The following is a 17,131-nucleotide window of genomic DNA, read 5'->3' as shown; positions in this document are numbered from 1 at the left end:
TTGTTATCCATAATTGGCATTATATTCGGTGGCTGGTTGTTATCCATAATTGGCATTATATTCGGTGGCTGGTTGTTATCCATAATTGGCATTATATTCGGTGGCTGGTTGTTATCCATAATTGGCATTTGAATATTTGGCGGTATGACTTGTGGAATAACTACATTTTCTTTCGATACATTTGGCGATACTATATTCCCTACGTTTTCTTTCTTCACTTGCGGCGATATTATATTCCCTACATTTTCTTTCTTCACTTGCGGTGACACTATATTCCCTACATTTTCTTTCTTCACTTGCGGTGACACTATATTCCCTACATTTTCTTTTTTCACTTGCGGTGACACTATATTCCCTACATTTTCTTTTTTCACTTGCGGTGACACTATATTCCCTACATTTTCTTTCTTCACTTGCGGCGATACTATATTTCCTACATTTTCTTTCTTCACTTGCGGCGATACTATATTTCCTACATTTTCTTTCTTCACTTGTGGCGATATTATATTCCCTACATTCTCTTTCTTCACTTGCGGCGATACTATATTATTTTTTTTCGTTTGCGGAGAAATGATATTGTTAGGTTTCATTTTACTAATTTGAGGAGCAATTAACTCGCTGCCTTTTTTTATTACATCCGAAATTTTATATTCTTTTTTCGGTTTTATTGGTGGTTGTGGCGGTTGCGGTAATACATTTACCGAAAACTTCGTGTTTTCTTTTTCCGCCGGTTTTTGTTTTTCTATCACAGGTGGTTTTTGAATAACAGACGGTTTTTCAACTGGTTTCTCTTTTTGAATTGGCTGTTCTTTTTGCACCTCTTTTTGCGGTTTCACCTGTACTTCTTTTTGCGGCTTTACCTGCATTTCCTTCTGCGGTTTTACTTGCACTTCTTTTTGTGTTTGTTGCATAGCTGGCTGCTGTGTAATTGGTGCTGATTGATACGTAACTTCTTCTTCATCTTCTATTCCAAGTGGAGTTGGTGTTGCTGCAAATTCTTTTTGTTGCACTTCTTTTACGTATTGCTTTGGAGGCGCTGAACCTGCTCCAGCCTGTTGTTTCATGTGAACACTCTTGGATGGCACTTTAATTTTCATACCTGGCATGATTAAATCTGGATTACTAAGTTGTGTATTTGTTTTTTTCAACGTATCAAAATCCACTCCGTACTTTTTCGCAATTTTCCAAAGGGTATCCCCTTTTTGCACGATATGAATTTTCAAATTTTCCCCCTCCTGTATAACTTATCTATAAGTAACAAATCTCATGAAGTAACTCTTTCTAAATAACATTAACTTCTTTTCACTTTTATCACTTCTTCGATTTTCAATATCATTCGAAGTGGAATAAGCATAAAGAACCACAATGATTTCTTCAAAACAATGTATGCCCATTTTGTTCTTGTTATGATTATATGTATGAAAAAAAGCAACGGGAATACCGTTGCTTTACACACGCTCTAACATACGATTTAATGCAAGAACCGCTTCTGCCGTTACTTGTTTATCTACGCTAATAACGTTAATTTCTTCTCCTCTTTCTATCGTTTCAAGTACCCATAATAAGTGAGGCAAATCAATTCGGTTCATCGTTAAGCATGGACACATAAATGGATTAAGTGAAACAATTTCTTTATCTGGATGTTGCTGAATAATTCGGTTCACTAAATTCATTTCTGTACCAATCGCCCATTTGCTACCAGATGGCGCCGATTCAATCATATCAATAATATATTTCGTTGAGCCTGCATAATCTGAAGCAGCTACAACTTCATAGCAACATTCTGGATGTACAATAATATTCATATCAGGATGATTTTTTCGTACGCTCTCAATGTTCTTCACTGTAAAATTTTGATGAACAGAACAATGCCCTTTCCATAAAATCACTTGAATTTCTTCTATATCCCCATCGTACTCTAATGAATCTGTGTGTGGGTCCCATACTGCCATTTTATCTAACGGGATACCTAAATCGTACGCTGTATTTCTCCCTAAATGTTGGTCTGGTAAAAAGACGAGACGCTCTTTTTGAGTAAACGCCCAAGATACCATTTGCTTTGCATTAGAAGAAGTTACTGTTGCTCCTCCGTTACGACCACAAAACGCTTTAATTGCAGCTGTAGAGTTCACATATGTTAACGGAATCATCGTATCTCCAAATAATTTCTTTAACTCTTTCCACGCTCTTTCTGTTTGTTCAATATCTGCCATATCCGCCATCGAACAACCTGCACGCATATCTGGTAAGATGACAACTTGATCATCTGTTGTTAACATATCTGCTGTTTCCGCCATAAAGTGCACCCCGCAAAACACAATATATTTTGCGTCTTTATTGCTCGCTGCAACTTGCGCAAGCTGAAGTGAATCCCCTGCTGCATCTGAAAATTGTACCACTTCATCTTTTTGATAATGATGCCCTGGAATGAATAACATTTTCCCCATCTTCTCTTTAATTTCACGAACACGCTTTTCCATATCTTCCGTTGACATCGTGTAATAACGCTTTGGTAACATCGTTTCAATTGGCTGTACTTGTTCTAAAATACTCATATACGTTTCTCCCCCTCTAAGCCACTTTCCTTACCCTTCAATATTGAAACTAATATCAAGTGCTTTCACTGAATGTGTTAACGCTCCAAGTGAAATATAATCTACCCCTGTTTTTCCGTATTTCGATAAATCTTCAATTGTGATGCCCCCTGAAGCTTCTGTAAAAATAGCGCTTGGTACAATTTTTGAAAACTCCCGGATTTCATCTGGCGTACGATTATCGAACATAATAATATCCGCACCAGCAGCAACAGCCTCTCTCACCTGTTCCTCAGTTTCTGTTTCTACTTCTACTTTCACCATATGTCCTAACTTTTCTTTCACTGATGTAACAGCTTTTGTAATAGAACCAGCAAACGCAATATGATTGTCTTTAATCATGACACCATCATATAAACCGAAGCGATGATTAAATCCACCACCACACACGACTGCATACTTATCAAACATACGTAGTCCTGGTATCGTTTTTCGCGTATCACAAATGCGAGTATGGCTACTATCTAAAGCAAAAACCGCTTTACGCGTCATCGTCGCTATTCCGCTCATACGCTGAATAACGTTTAATATAACGCGCTCTGCTGTTAATAACGATGCAATTGGCCCTTGCACAGTTGCAATGATTTCGCCTTTTTCTACAAGATCCCCATCTTTTTTATGAAGCTCTACTTCAATTCTCTCATCAATTAATTTAAATCCTGATTCAATTACTAAACGTCCTGCAAAGACCCCTGTATCCTTCGCAAGAAACGTTCCTTTCGAAAGTAAGTTATCTGGAAAAATAAGCTGAGATGTTACATCTCTTTCTCCTATATCTTCTAAAAAAAATCGATTTAATGCTTCTTTAACTTTTATCGTGTTCATAAAGCCCCTCTTCCCCTCATCACACAAGTTGTAGTTTTCTCTTTACTCGAACAATCTCTTTCTTTCCTATATTTCTATCTGGATAATCACTTCGGTAATGCCCGCCAATACTTTCTTCTCTTTGCAGGGCTGAAACAACTATAAGCTCACAAACTGTTAACATATTAATAAGCGTTATCTCTTCATTCGTAAGAACATCATGTTGTAATATCATATTTCGAACACCATACTTACTAAGCCATCTCTTCGCATAAGATAAACTTTGCTCTGTTCGCACAATCCCAACATATTTCATCATGCATTTTTGTATTTCTTCTTTCGTCGGTAAATGATTCAGAACGATAAACTTTGCTTCTTTTTCGGCTAGCATGTTCACCTTTTCTTTTGTCTCTCTAGATAAAATGTGTCTTCCGATTCTTCCTCCAAACACAAGACCTTCTAATAATGAATTACTCGCTAATCTATTTGCACCATGAACCCCATTACAAGCTACTTCCCCGACTGCGTATAGGTTCGGAATAGACGTCTCTCCATCACAGTTCGTTTTCACGCCACCCATGTGAAAATGAGTACCGGGCACGACTGGAATAAGGTTTTTATTTATATCGACTCCATTCGTTTTACATATCGTTGACACAGTCGGAAAGCGTTGTTCAAAGTTTTGAATCATTTCGATGTTTAAGTACACTTTTTCACCCGCAAGTAGCTGTTCATAAATAGCCCTTGCGACTACATCACGAGGCGCTAAATCCTGTTCGGAATGTATATCCATCATAAAACGCTGCCCTTTGCCATTTATAAGGACAGCTCCTTCTCCGCGAACAGCTTCGGACACGAGGCCGGAACAACGCCCACCCGCGTATAACATCGTCGGATGAAATTGTATAAACTCTAAATCTACAAGCTCTCCGCCTGCACGGTACACCATTGCAAGTCCATCACCTGTAATTGTCTCATCATTAGAAGTAAAGGCGTATAAACCGCCAATACCGCCTGAAGCTAACACCGTATAATCTGCATTGTAACGTTTCAGTTCTCCTTTATTGTTGCGAGTTAAAACCCCAACACATTTATCTTTTTCTATAATAAAATCGAGCACCATTTCCTGTTCCACTACCGTAACGTATGGAGCTACTTCTTGAATAAGATGCTCTAATAAATTCTTTCCTGTTGCATCGCCACCTGCATGTAAAATACGACGTTTTCGATGCGCTCCTTCTTTTCCAAGATGAGGACCTGTTTCATCTCCATCAAATTTCATTCCTCTTTCAATAAGGTTATTAATTTCTTTCGGTCCTTCCTCGACTAAATAACGGACCACTTCTTCATTGTTATAATGACACCCTGCTACTAACGTATCTTCAAAATGATCATTAGGATTGTCATATGTAGCTACCGCTGCGGCAATTCCACCTTGAGCTAAATGTGTATTATTATTACGTTTCGTCTCCTTTGTGATAATAATCACATTCTTTTCGTGACAAATCTCTTTTGCAACACGAAGTGCCGCAACGCCACTTCCAATAATTAAGACATCTGCACTTGGCATAATTGTTGCCTCCTACTTTACACTTTTCAACTGTCTTGACACCTATATTTACATAGTTTTAAAATAATGACAAGAGTTTTTTTATAATTCTTATTTTCACTACCATTTAAAAAGTAAAAGAAATGTAACTCTTACTAGAGAGAGGAACTTACATGATGATATATCTTGACTATGCAGCTACTACACCTATGAGCGAGGAAGCGTTACAAACATATATGAAAGCAGCTTCGCAATACTTCGGAAATGAACAAAGTTTACATGATATTGGAGGAACGGCTTCTTCTTTATTACAAGTTTGCCGAAAAACATTTGCGGAAATGATTGGAGGCAAAGAACAAGGAGTATTTTTCACAAGCGGTGGATCGGAATCGAACTATCTTGCGATTCAATCACTTTTAAATGCCCGAAATAAGAAGCATATTATTACGACACCTATGGAACATGCATCCATTCGAAGTTATTTTCAATCTCTAAAATCAAAAGGCTATACGATCACTGAAATTCCTGTTGATAAAAGCGGACTCATTTGTTTAGTAGATTTAGAGGCAGCTATTACAGAAGATACTGTGCTAGCAAGTATACAGCATGGAAACTCTGAAATCGGAACCGTTCAAAACATTACAAAAATCGGGGCACTTTTAAAAACATATAATGTTTTATTTCATACGGATTGTGTGCAAACGTTTGGTAAACTGCCTATCCATGTTTTTGAGATGGGGATTGATAGTCTTTCTGTTTCAGCACATAAAATATACGGACCAAAAGGTGTCGGCGCTTGCTACATAAATCCGCAATCTCGCTGGGAACAAGTATTTCCAGGAACTTCTCACGAAAAAGGATTTCGCCCAGGTACAGTAAATGTTCCCGGCATCGCATCTTTTTTAACAGCTGCTGAAAATATATTAAAAACTCAATGGGAAGAAAGTTTACGTTTTAAAGAGTTACGATCCTACTTTTTAGAGCAAATACAAACACTTCCGCTAGAAATTGAAGTAGAAGGCCATTCTACTTCTTGTTTACCACATATTGTTGGGGTTACAATAAAAGGAATAGAAGGTCAATATACTATGCTAGAATGTAATCGTCATGGTATTGCCATTTCCACCGGAAGTGCTTGCCAAGTCGGTAAACAAGAACCTTCGAAAACTATGCTTGCAATTGGAAAAACGTATGAAGAGGCCAAACAATATGTCCGCTTCTCTTTCGGACAACAAACAACGAAAGATCAAATTGATACTACTATTCATGCACTACACACAATTGGAAATCAATTTTATAGAGGTGTTAAATCATAATGAAACAAAATGAACAAAAAAAGATTTTAGGTGAAGAAAGACGACAGCTTATCCTCCAGTGGCTTCTTGCTGCAAATGAACCGTTATCTGGGAATGAACTATCGAAAAAGACGAACGTAAGTAGACAAGTTATCGTGCAAGATATTTCCTTGCTTAAAGCACGAAACGAACCAATTATTGCGACTGCTCAAGGTTATTTATATTTAAAGCCACAAGAGAAGCAACAAACTTTCGAACGCGTAATTGTATGCCAACATAAACCAGCAGAAGTACGTCAGGAACTTACAACGCTTGTTGACCATGGCGTTACGATTAAAGACGTAAAAGTTGAGCATCCTGTATACGGCGACTTAACAGCATCCATTATGGTAAGCAATCGCTTTGATGTAGAGCAATATTTACAAAAAATCGAAAACACAAATGCTTCCTATCTTTCACAACTAACAGATGGTATTCACTTACATACAATCGAGGCAGATTCTAAAGAAAAATTAGATGCTGCTTGTGAGGCGTTAGATAAAGCAGGATTTCTCGTTTATTAATGTAAAGCACAGAGTTTTTATCATTCTCTGTGCTTTTTTAATGCTATAATATTGTAATCAATCGTAAAGGAGATCAAATATGGGAATTGAACTCGTTCACTTTAGCATTGGCAAACCGAAACAAATGAAATATGGCGAAGATAAAGAAATGATAACAGGTATATGTAAAGCTCCTACAGAAGAGGCCTTTCTCTCAAAAGACGGATTTCGTGGTGATGACGTAGCGGATTTAAAACATCACGGGGGACCTGATCGTGCTGTTTGTGTGTACCCACACGAGCATTACGCACTATGGGAAGAGGAATTTCAAACTACGCTTCCCGCTTCCACATTTGGTGAAAACATTACCGTAACAAATATGTTAGAGCATGACGTATGCATCGGAGATACATATCAACTAGGCGAAGCAATCATTCAAGTAACGCAAGCTCGCGTACCTTGTAGCACAATTTCAAAACGTCTTGGCATCCCTGGCATTTTGCCGCGCATTGTAGCAACTGGATTTACTGGCTACCTATGCCGTGTTCTTCAAGAAGGTACTGTACGTAAAGATTCTAAAATTACATTACTAGAACGTCAACCCGGCAATGTTTCTGTTTTGTTCTCTAACGAAATTTATTTTCATAATAGAAAAGATAAAGATGGCATTGAAAAAATTCTTGCTGTTCCAGAACTAGCTGATATTTGGCGTGGTCAGTTAGAAGATCGTCTTGCGAAGTTAAAATAAAGTGAAACTTTAATCAGCCCTCACCAATCGGGCTGCCCGGCAAATAGCGGGATAAAGAATCCCACCTTTTGCAGGTGGGATTTTATTAATCTATCAAAAAATATACTAGGCAATGAAATGATATGGACGATTAGGCAAATACAAATATTCCATCTACATCTTACAACCAATAAGAAGAATAACTCCCCAGCACAGTAACAGAAAAACCGAGTGCTTCAAGTTCCATCGTTACGCCTGGCAATAATACGTCATCGTATGCTTTATCGACATCGATTAAGAAAAAGTAATTTCCAAGACCTGTTTTCATCGGACGCGATTCGATTTTTGATAAGTTTAATTTTCTCCATGCGAAAGCTGATAGCACTTGATATAGGGCACCTGCATAATCTGCAGGTAACGTTATCATAAGCGTCGTTTTCTCTCCGCGGTTTTCTCCGTTATTCGGGAGTATTGCTTTCTTTTTCTTATGGAGTACTAGGAAGCGTGTATGGTTATTTTTATGCGTATGAATACTACGTCTTACAATTGTTAATCCGTATTTTTCTGCAGCTGCTTCATTTGCAATAGCGGCAATTTTTTCTTCAGGATGTTCTTTCACATATTGCGCAGCGGCACTCGTGGATGTCATATCTCGAACAGTTACTCCTTTTAATTCTTCATTTAAAAACTTATGGCACTGTGCAATGGCATGCGGATGAGAATGCACCGCATATACTTCATCCCACACTTCTGCATACTGCGGATGTACAAGTAAATGCTGCTGAATTGGTACTGTAATTTCTCCTACAATAGAAAGCGGCTGCTCATGTACAAGATAATCAACCGTTATATTCACTGAACCTTCTATTGCATTTTCTAACGGTACGACTGCGAAGTCTACATTTTCATTTGCAGCTGCATCTATACAATCTGGAATCGTTCGATACGGTACATGATCTGCTTCCGGAAAAAAACGACTCACCGCCATATTTGTAAATGTTGCTTCTGGTCCTAAATATCCTACTCGAATCATCGTCTTTTTCCCTCTTTTTCGTTTTCTTACTGTTATACCATACTTTTTTATATTCTTCTATGTAAATTTCGAATATTAAAAAAAGACTAGCATTTGCTAGTCTAAATGTTTCTTATATTCTCTTTGAGCGAAGAAGAAATAAATGATACATGCTACGATATAAAACAGAATGAACAAACCTACTTTTTTTAATGATCCATCCATAAAAACAGTATTATGAAACGTATATAACGCAACTGCACTATGCATACTCCCTACTATAATTGGCGCAAAAAATAGCATACATAATTGCCAACGAAAAATTTTCCATACTTCTTCCTTCGTCATTCCAAGTTTAGAGAGTGCACCATACTGCTTTCGGTCCGATGCAATATTATGGAACCATTTAAAATACACGATACTACATGAAGTAAGAAAGAATAATATACTAATAAACGAGCCCACAAATAGAGTAATATCGCCGCCTTCTTTCATACTTACATATAACTCCATATTACTTCGAAATGCATTATTATTATCTTGTTTCATATGTTTCCGTAAATCTTCGTTCAATTTCTTCGTCTTTTCGATATTTGATAATGTGTAGCCTCTATATATCATCTTTTCAGAATCAGGAACCTTATTTGCTATATTGTCAAAGTCTTCATCATTCATAACGAAGAACAGACCATTAATGTACGAAGGGTGATAGTTAAATTGAACCCCTTCTTTCTGACCGTTAAATACGAATTGATATGGTTGATTCATTACTTGCAATTGAATCTCTTTTTGATTATATACATTCGAATTATTGTATTTATTATAATAAACGAGTGTCACTGTATCTTTTTTAGGATGATATGTTTTCTGTTTTTGTTTCCTCGCTTCTTGGTTATAATCACTTTCTTTTATAAGCGGTGCTATTGTTGTTTCTCCTTTATTAGACTGAAAGGATGCATACACTCCAACAAAACTCATATATTGAAAATCATCATACCCATATTGATTCAGTAATTTTTCAACCGCACCTTCTTCAAAGACTTCATAAGTAGAAATACCTTTTTCTATGTACGAAAACGAGTGTACCCCTCCCGTTCGCCACATATCTTGCATGCTAAAAAAATACAAGAACACCGTACCTGTTGCCGTAACTACAAACGTCGTTGCCATAGACATCAGAAAGAAAAAGCGACCATTTTCCTTCATTCGATGTGACAATTGATTCACTATAAATAAATATGGATATGTATACATAATCTTTTTATTTCGCTTTATCATTTCTAACACTTGGGTAGCACCATGCGCGAAAGAAAAATACGTTCCCAAAAAGACAAGTATAGACACAGGGAAAAAGTATATTGCTATCGTAGCCATCGTCACTTGTAGCGCTAACGCATATCCTATCCCTAAACAAATAAAGCCGAATATACAAAGCCACTTTGATGTTTTCTTCTCTTTTTTATCTGTTCGAAATTCTTTCAATAACCGAATGATTTTTATATTCCATATACGTAAAGCACTTATAAAAGATAACAGAATAAAAACGACCATATATGTAATAAATGTTACACCAATCGCACTTACGTCAAATATAACAGGGAGTTCTTTCGGAAGCCCCAGTAACATACTAAACACCATGAAGAAGAGCTTTAAAAAGATCAAGCCCAGCCCTATACCGAAAATATTAGCAAAAATTCCAATTAATATTTGCTCGGTCATAATTACTCCTATTACGTTAGACTTCGTTGCTCCCATTAACATATATAACCCTAATTCTTTCTTACGTGCTTCTATGAAAATAGAAGTAGAGTACAAAATAAATATGACGAAAAAAGAAATAATTATAACATTACATATGATAAGTCCCCAGCGTACGTTTTGATACCACATCGTCTCTTGCATATACGGATGTACAATGACAGACATATATGCAAAAGATGCAAATATCGCAAAACAACTACTTAAGAAAAACACTTTATAATTACGCCAATTTCCTTTTATATTTTGCAGCGCTAGTTGCCGAATGTTCATCTATCGTCCTCCTGTAACTTACTACATAGGCAAAAAGCTAGAGGTTCCCCTAGCTTTTTACGTGTTTTAAATATCCTCTTTGCGCGATCATAAAGTAAATGGCAGAAGCTAAAATGTATGCTCCAATTACAAGCGCACCTGATTTCCACAAATCAATATAAAGCATTTTCCCTAACGTATGAAGAGCAAATCCACTATGAATGGAACCGATTAAAATTGGGATAAAGAAGATAACTCCCATTTGTCGAATCGCAATTTTGCGAATTTCTTTATCTGTCATACCGATTCTCTTTAACGATTTAAATTGAATACGATCTTGTTCTTTATCGTTAAACCATTTAAAGTATGTCATACTACAAGCGAAGAAGAAGAATAGTACCGCCACGAAGAAACCGATGAACATTGTAATCGCTCCACCTTCTCTTATATCCTTATACGCAAACACTGAATTTCTCAATTCTCCTTGCTTTTCTGGTGCAATTTCATTTTTCAAATCTAATACAAGATCTTCTGTACTTTTCCAATCCTCAATATAATAACCGTAATATTTCGTCTTTTCTTCATCTGGTACGAGTTTTGCATACTTCTCAAAATCTTGATCATTTACAACCAGATATTCACTATCATTAAAAACAGAAAATGAAGTTGGGCTATTTAACTGAACAGACTGCTTTTGTCCGTTAATTGTAAATTCATACGGTTTCGTACGGTCTATCTTCATCAGTTCATTTGCCATATCGACCATAACCATCGTTGCACTGCCTGGTGCATTATGAACTTCTGTAACTTGCTCTCTCTTTTGTTCACGCACTTCTGCATTATATTCTTTTTCTGAAATAATCGTCATCGGTACTTCATGTTCACTATTAAACAACGTTATTTTCTGTGTTGCCGGTAGTTTAACGTAGGTTACTTTTCGCGCATCTTCAAACCCGTGTCTCTTCACAAGCTGCTGTACCTTTTCTTCATTAATAAGGTTATGCGTATTTAACCCCTTTTCCTCATATGAAATAGCATGTGGAGTTTTGACTACCGTTTTATAACTCATATCCTCAAAATATACGTAAAGCGTGCCAACTGCCGAGGATACAACCGCCGTAATAATAGAAATTACAAATAGAAAACGAGCATTATCTTTCATTTTATAAATAAGGTTACTAAGGACGAACATATTTGGGTACGTATAAAAAGATTGTTTTCGTTTTTGCAATGCTTTTAATACGACTGTACTACCTTGTGTAAATAGTAAATACGTTCCGCCAATTGTCAGTCCTACCACCGGTAAAAAGAGGATGAGGAAATTCAGAAACGTTACTTGGAAGCTAAGTACATACGCAGCAATAATACATCCTATACCAACTACACATAACCATGTAAATGCAAACGGCTCTACTTTTTGCTTTCTTGCTTCTCTTAATAAATCAATAATTTGCAAGCGCCCGACTGTCCAAACACTAAACAATGATAGGATTAAAAATAGAATAAAGTATACACCAGCTGTAATAAGAATTGCTTTACTATTCCAAACGAGTGGAAGTGTCTTATCTATTTTCAATAATACGCTTAACGCTTGGAAAAATAATTTTGAACAAAGCATTCCAGCCCCAATACCAACTACAATTGCAATACTACCTAACATCAGTTGCTCTAATATAATCATTCGGCCGAGCTGCGATTTCGTTCCGCCAATTAATGTTAGTAGACCAAACTCTTTTTTTCTTGCTCGTAAAAACGTTGAATTTGCATATAAAATAAAGAGTGCCGAGAAGATGACCACAATATAATTCATCGATTCTAATCCTTTTGTGATCATCTTCCTCATACTAATATTACCGCTTACGACATCTGGATGATAAATAAAAGAAGCATACATGAAAAATACGACAATCGATAAACAACTACTTATAAGAAACGCTTTATAGTTACGCCAATTTCCTTTTACATTATTAAGCGCGAGCTGGCGAAAGTTCATGATACTCTCCTCCTAGCATCGCAAGTACGTCCAGAATTTCTTGGAAAAAGGCTTGTTTCGTTCTTCCTTTATGTATTTCCGAGAAAATTTCTCCATCGCGTATGAAAAGGATACGTTCACAATAACTAGCCGCTACTGGATCGTGCGTAACCATTGCAATCGTTACTTTCTTTTGCTCGTGTAAATCTTGCAGAGCGCCCATTAGCGATTTCGCTGACTTCGAATCTAAGTTTCCAGTTGGCTCATCTGCTAAAATTAACGTCGGTTCATGAATGATTGCTCTCGCTGCTGCTGCACGTTGTTGTTGTCCGCCTGATACTTCGTATACTTTTTTATTTAATATTTCTTCAATATTTAAAAACTTTGCAATCTCAAGCACTTTCGCATCGATTTCATTTACAGATTTCTTCGCCATTACAAGCGGTAAAATAATATTTTCTTTAATCGATAACGTATCAAGTAAGTTAAAATCTTGGAAAATGAACCCTAAATGTGTACGGCGAAACTCCGCTAATTTTGCAGCACGCATTTGATTAATTTCTTCACCATTTACAAGCACATGACCTGAAGTTTGCTTATCAATTGTTGCTAATAAATTTAAAAGCGTCGTTTTTCCGCTTCCTGAAGGACCCATAATCCCTACAAATTCGCCTTCTTCTATTTTAAAATTTATATCGTTTAAAGCAGTCGTCGCTACTGAACCTTTTGATTGGTACACCTTCGTTAATCCTTTTACTTCAAGAACACTCATTTCTAATCCCCCTATGTGTTTTCTTCTTACATTTACTATAAGAAAAATAAGAAAAAGAAACGAGTGATTTCCCTTACAAAACGTTTTGTTATCTTACAGTTTTGTCATTTTTCTCATTAATGTATGATACTCTTCATCTTTTGCAAATTGGAACGTGAATGTTGTTCCTTCTCCTTCAGTCGATTGAACATATATTCCATGATGTAAATTATCGCAAATTTCCTTCGTAATATATAAGCCCATCCCAGTCGCTTCTCTCGTTTTACGTCCATTTATTCCCGTAAAGAATGGATCAAATATGCGCTTTACGTCTTGCTCTGGAATACCAATTCCATTGTCCTTAATATGTAATAACACCTTTTGATTTTTCTCTTCAATTTGAAATTGAATTTCTTTTTTCTCTGCCGCTGAAATTTTTGTATACTTGATTGCGTTTACAACAATTTGACCTATAGCAATACTCAGCCATTTTCTATCAGATGCAACCATACAAGTATCTTCTTCAAACATCACTTTCGGAAATACAGACGATTGAATGAAGGATTTTCGATTTTCATTAATAATACCTCGCACGACATCTATAACATTTACTACTTCTACTTTATAATCCTTCGCAAACTGCTCTAGCCTTGCCATATGTAACGCTAAATCTAAACCATTTAGTATACGGTTATTTTCTTCACGAATACTTTCAACTGTTGCTCTTGCCTCGCGATGCTCTTTGCCAAACTTCTGCAACAATAATTCAATAACAGATACTGGTGTTTTCATTTGGTGAATCCATTGGTTCATAAATATCATTTGCTGTTGCTCTTTCGCATGCTGTTTATGAACTTCATTCATATATTGCTGTCTTAATAACGTAAAAGATTCAACGATCATTTCTTGCTCTAATGTATAAGATTCATCAATAAGTAAAGAGTCATGTAATGTATTTCCGCCAGTAACATACTTTTTGATACTCTTTAAAAACACACTCCGTTTTCGGTAATCGTAAATGAGGTATACAGTAAACACAACTGTTCCTAATAAAAGTCCATATAACCACGTACTCCAATCAATGGATTTCTTTTCTAAAAGACTTTGCAACTGCAAAACAAGCCCAAATAAACAAAGGCTAACAATATAAGAAAGAATTAAAGAAAAACGGTCCATGAGGTAATTTTTAACCTTCATGCCCTTCGCCCCACTCTGTAAGAAGCGCATAACCATATCCACGTTTCGTTACAATTGCATTTTTAATGCCTAGCTCTTCTAGTTTCTTCCTTACACGTTTTACATTTACGGTTAATGTATTATCATCCACAAATGCTACTTCATCCCATAGAGCTTCTAACAGTTCTTCACGCGTTACATATTGATTCACCTGTTTCATTAAACACTCTAATAAGTAAAACTCATTTTTTGTCAGTTCAGTTTGTTGTCCCTGCCACTCAACGATATGCTGGGACGGGAATAACAACAGTCCATTTACACCTAAACAATCACTCTCAGCAGCAGAGGCATACTCTCCATAGCCACGGCGAAGCGCACTCTTCACCTTTGCCATTACGATATCTAAATGGAATGGCTTCGTAATATAATCATCGCCGCCATTTTCAATCGCCATTACTTGATCCATTTCCCCTGTTCTTGCAGAAACAAAAATAATCGGCGCATTCGATACAGTACGAATTTGACGACACCAATAAAAACCGTCAAAGTACGGTAAATTAATATCAAGTAACACAAGATGAGGATTTATTTTTACAAACTCATCTTTTATATGACGTAAATCACTTGCTCTAAATGATTGATAGCCATACCTTTCTAAATGCTCCTCTAATATTCCCGCAATTTTCTCATCGTCTTCTACAATTAATATTTTATACATGTTCTTTTTCTCCCCATAAAAGAATTCTTCTACATTTACTCCTTTTTCCATTATAAATTGAAAATTTAATTAGTGGGGATTTTTTCCTATATAAATCCGATTTTTACGATATAAAAAAAGACTGCCGTATTTCGGCAGTCTTAATCGATAAATTCAAATTCATATTCAAGAATTTTCACAATATCTCCGTCTTTTGCACCACGTGCACGAAGCGCTTCATCAATACCCATTCCGCGCATTTGACGAGCGAAACGACGTATAGATTCATCACGTGAGAAGTCTGTCATCTTGAATGTTTTCTCGATATCGTAACCAGAGATAACAAACGTGCCATCACTTTCACGTGTAATTTCAAATTTAACACCTTCAGTATCAAATTTGTACATTACACTTGTATCAGACTCATCCGCAACTTCATGTATTGGGAATTCTGGTGTTGTTTCTATTAAGTTTGCTACTTCAAACAGTAAGTCACGAACACCTTGTCTTGTTACAGCTGAGATTGGGAAGATTTTTACTTCGTCTCCCACTTTCTCTTTAAATGCTTGTAAGTTTTCTTCTGCATCTGGCATATCCATTTTGTTTGCAACAACAACTTGTGGACGCTCAGTTAAGCGAAGATTGTATTCTTTCAATTCATTATTAATCGTTACGTAATCTTCATATGGCTCACGGCCTTCTAAACCAGACATATCAATAACATGCACGATTACACGTGTACGCTCAATATGACGTAAGAATTGGTGTCCAAGTCCGACGCCAGCATGTGCGCCTTCAATTAGTCCTGGAAGGTCAGCCATAACGAAGCTGCGGTTATCACCAGTTTCAACAACACCAAGATTCGGAACGATTGTTGTGAAGTGATACTCTGCAATTTTCGGACGCGCTGATGATACAACAGATAATAATGTAGATTTACCTACACTTGGGAATCCAACAAGTCCAACGTCTGCTAGTACTTTAAGTTCTAGAATGACATCACGCTCTTGACCTGGTTCCCCGTTCTCAGCGATTTCTGGCGCTGGGTTCGTAGCTGTTGCAAAACGTGAGTTACCACGGCCACCACGGCCACCTTTTGCAATTACAGCAGTTTGTCCATGCGTTACTAAATCGGCAAGAATTTGACCAGTTTTTTCATCTTTTACTACTGTTCCTGGCGGAACCTTTACAAGTAAATCTTCAGATTTACGCCCGTGCTGACCTTTACTCATTCCGTGCTGACCGCGATCAGCTTTGAAATGACGTTGGTAGCGGAAGTCCATTAATGTACGTAAGCCTTCCTCAACTACGAAAACAACATCTGCACCTTTACCGCCGTCGCCACCTGCTGGGCCACCTTTAGGAACATACTTCTCACGACGATACGCAACCATACCGTTACCACCGTCGCCGCCTTTTACATATATCTTGACCTGATCTACAAACATTATTTCACCACACTTTTTTCAATTGGTTGTAATATAACTGAGACTTCTTCGTCTCGCACTGTATAAGAAATGGAATACCATTTATTGTTTTGGGTCGCAAGCCAATTTTGTAGTTCTTCTACACTCGTTAGCTTACCACGAAAATCAAAAAAGAAACGAGCATTCTCCGCGTCACATTCAATTGTGATACAAACATAATTTTCAACATATACGTCTAAACTATGCTGAAGCATTGAGAAAAATTGATTCGTCCATGTACATACAGTCTCATCTAAGTGAGATAAGTTATGTAATTTCCCTAATACTTCGTACTCCAATAAGCACGGCTGCTGTTTCCAATTATATGTTAAAATCCACTCTGAAAATAAAGGCATTGATAGCCCCATCAGATTGGATTCTTGTCTCGCTTCTTGGACAAAACGATCGATGAGACTATGAATTTCTTCCACTTTTCCAAGTGAAAGGTTTCCTTTCACCATCTGCATACGATTGAGCCAATCATGTCTTGAATGGCGCAATGCATCTATAATTGTCCATTTTTCATTCATTTAGAT

14 protein-coding genes and 1 pseudogene are annotated in these 17,131 nt (G+C 36.8%); 3 read left to right on the top strand and 12 right to left on the bottom strand.

Annotation, left to right across the window (positions count from 1 at the left end):
• The 4 genes and pseudogenes from exsA to nadB form a co-directional block, all read right to left on the bottom strand.
• Nucleotides 1-1,223, bottom strand: a pseudogene (gene exsA, locus H6481_RS22055) (spore coat assembly protein ExsA); the annotation flags it as partial.
• Nucleotides 1,224-1,448: 225 nt separating this feature from the next.
• Entirely contained in the window at nt 1,449-2,555 is a 1,107-nt protein-coding gene (gene nadA / locus H6481_RS22050; protein WP_182813228.1) for a quinolinate synthase NadA, read from the bottom strand.
• Nucleotides 2,556-2,585: 30 nt separating this feature from the next.
• Nucleotides 2,586-3,419, bottom strand: coding sequence for a carboxylating nicotinate-nucleotide diphosphorylase (gene nadC / locus H6481_RS22045; RefSeq protein ID WP_182813226.1), 834 nt, complete (start codon nt 3,417-3,419; stop codon nt 2,586-2,588).
• A 19-nt stretch (nt 3,420-3,438) separates the two neighbouring features.
• Nucleotides 3,439-4,968 (bottom strand): L-aspartate oxidase, encoded by a 1,530-nt coding sequence (nadB, locus tag H6481_RS22040; protein ID WP_182813224.1) that lies wholly within the window; start codon nt 4,966-4,968, stop codon nt 3,439-3,441.
• A gap of 152 nt (nt 4,969-5,120) precedes the next feature.
• Here nadB and H6481_RS22035 point away from each other — a divergent pair, with 152 nt between their 5' ends.
• The 3 genes from H6481_RS22035 (at nt 5,121) to H6481_RS22025 (ending at nt 7,532) form a co-directional block, all read left to right on the top strand.
• Complete coding sequence (locus tag H6481_RS22035) at nt 5,121-6,263, top strand: IscS subfamily cysteine desulfurase (protein WP_053563611.1); 1,143 nt, start codon at nt 5,121-5,123, stop codon at nt 6,261-6,263.
• On the top strand, nt 6,263-6,805 hold the full coding sequence (locus H6481_RS22030; RefSeq protein ID WP_053563610.1) for a transcription repressor NadR: 543 nt from the start codon (nt 6,263-6,265) through the stop codon (nt 6,803-6,805). The genes H6481_RS22035 and H6481_RS22030 overlap by 1 nt, the downstream gene beginning before the upstream one ends.
• A 79-nt stretch (nt 6,806-6,884) precedes the next feature.
• Nucleotides 6,885-7,532: an MOSC domain-containing protein gene (locus H6481_RS22025; protein ID WP_063548684.1), complete on the top strand. Its 648-nt coding sequence runs from the start codon at nt 6,885-6,887 to the stop codon at nt 7,530-7,532.
• Nucleotides 7,533-7,692: 160 nt separating this feature from the next.
• Here the strand turns inward: H6481_RS22025 and pheA are convergent, their stop codons facing one another.
• The 8 genes from pheA to H6481_RS21985 all read right to left on the bottom strand — a co-directional run bounded on the left by pheA (nt 7,693) and on the right by H6481_RS21985 (nt 17,125).
• Nucleotides 7,693-8,544, bottom strand: coding sequence for a prephenate dehydratase (gene pheA, locus H6481_RS22020; protein ID WP_000621693.1), 852 nt, complete (start codon nt 8,542-8,544; stop codon nt 7,693-7,695).
• Nucleotides 8,545-8,640: 96 nt separating this feature from the next.
• On the bottom strand, nt 8,641-10,554 hold the full coding sequence (locus H6481_RS22015) for an ABC transporter permease (RefSeq protein WP_182813222.1): 1,914 nt from the start codon (nt 10,552-10,554) through the stop codon (nt 8,641-8,643).
• A 49-nt stretch (nt 10,555-10,603) separates the two neighbouring features.
• Entirely contained in the window at nt 10,604-12,526 is a 1,923-nt protein-coding gene (locus tag H6481_RS22010; protein ID WP_025117776.1) for an ABC transporter permease, read from the bottom strand.
• On the bottom strand, nt 12,501-13,277 hold the full coding sequence (locus tag H6481_RS22005; RefSeq protein ID WP_000114529.1) for an ABC transporter ATP-binding protein: 777 nt from the start codon (nt 13,275-13,277) through the stop codon (nt 12,501-12,503). Before H6481_RS22005 ends, H6481_RS22010 begins: the two co-directional genes overlap by 26 nt.
• 93 nt (nt 13,278-13,370) lie before the next feature.
• Nucleotides 13,371-14,453, bottom strand: coding sequence for a HAMP domain-containing histidine kinase (locus H6481_RS22000; RefSeq protein ID WP_182813220.1), 1,083 nt, complete (start codon nt 14,451-14,453; stop codon nt 13,371-13,373).
• Nucleotides 14,443-15,150 (bottom strand): response regulator transcription factor, encoded by a 708-nt coding sequence (locus tag H6481_RS21995; protein ID WP_002082113.1) that lies wholly within the window; start codon nt 15,148-15,150, stop codon nt 14,443-14,445. The genes H6481_RS22000 and H6481_RS21995 overlap by 11 nt, the downstream gene beginning before the upstream one ends.
• 140 nt (nt 15,151-15,290) lie before the next feature.
• Nucleotides 15,291-16,577, bottom strand: coding sequence for a GTPase ObgE (gene obgE / locus H6481_RS21990; RefSeq protein ID WP_000497130.1), 1,287 nt, complete (start codon nt 16,575-16,577; stop codon nt 15,291-15,293).
• Nucleotides 16,577-17,125 (bottom strand): sporulation initiation phosphotransferase B, encoded by a 549-nt coding sequence (locus H6481_RS21985; RefSeq protein ID WP_001003587.1) that lies wholly within the window; start codon nt 17,123-17,125, stop codon nt 16,577-16,579. Before H6481_RS21985 ends, obgE begins: the two co-directional genes overlap by 1 nt.
• Nucleotides 17,126-17,131: the final 6 nt, after the last annotated feature.

The organism is Bacillus sp. ME78, from assembly GCF_903970865.1.
In the GTDB taxonomy this organism is placed as follows: Bacteria; Bacillota; Bacilli; order Bacillales; family Bacillaceae_G; genus Bacillus_A; species Bacillus_A cereus.
Note: the sequence above shows the minus strand (reverse complement) of the source record. Positions and strands in the feature narration are given on the sequence as shown.

Bases quoted from the DNA above. Each gene is read 5' to 3' on its own strand.
- nadA (WP_182813228.1), bottom strand. From the start codon at position 2,555: ATGAGTATTTTAGAACAAGTACAGCCAATTGAAACGATGTTACCAAAG.
- nadC (WP_182813226.1), bottom strand. From the start codon at position 3,419: ATGAACACGATAAAAGTTAAAGAAGCATTAAATCGATTTTTTTTAGAA.
- nadB (WP_182813224.1), bottom strand. From the start codon at position 4,968: ATGCCAAGTGCAGATGTCTTAATTATTGGAAGTGGCGTTGCGGCACTT.
- H6481_RS22035 (WP_053563611.1), top strand. From the start codon at position 5,121: ATGATGATATATCTTGACTATGCAGCTACTACACCTATGAGCGAGGAA.
- H6481_RS22030 (WP_053563610.1), top strand. From the start codon at position 6,263: ATGAAACAAAATGAACAAAAAAAGATTTTAGGTGAAGAAAGACGACAG.
- H6481_RS22025 (WP_063548684.1), top strand. From the start codon at position 6,885: ATGGGAATTGAACTCGTTCACTTTAGCATTGGCAAACCGAAACAAATG.
- pheA (WP_000621693.1), bottom strand. From the start codon at position 8,544: ATGATTCGAGTAGGATATTTAGGACCAGAAGCAACATTTACAAATATG.
- H6481_RS22015 (WP_182813222.1), bottom strand. From the start codon at position 10,554: ATGAACATTCGGCAACTAGCGCTGCAAAATATAAAAGGAAATTGGCGT.
- H6481_RS22010 (WP_025117776.1), bottom strand. From the start codon at position 12,526: ATGAACTTTCGCCAGCTCGCGCTTAATAATGTAAAAGGAAATTGGCGT.
- H6481_RS22005 (WP_000114529.1), bottom strand. From the start codon at position 13,277: ATGAGTGTTCTTGAAGTAAAAGGATTAACGAAGGTGTACCAATCAAAA.
- H6481_RS22000 (WP_182813220.1), bottom strand. From the start codon at position 14,453: ATGAAGGTTAAAAATTACCTCATGGACCGTTTTTCTTTAATTCTTTCT.
- H6481_RS21995 (WP_002082113.1), bottom strand. From the start codon at position 15,150: ATGTATAAAATATTAATTGTAGAAGACGATGAGAAAATTGCGGGAATA.
- obgE (WP_000497130.1), bottom strand. From the start codon at position 16,577: ATGTTTGTAGATCAGGTCAAGATATATGTAAAAGGCGGCGACGGTGGT.
- H6481_RS21985 (WP_001003587.1), bottom strand. From the start codon at position 17,125: ATGAATGAAAAATGGACAATTATAGATGCATTGCGCCATTCAAGACAT.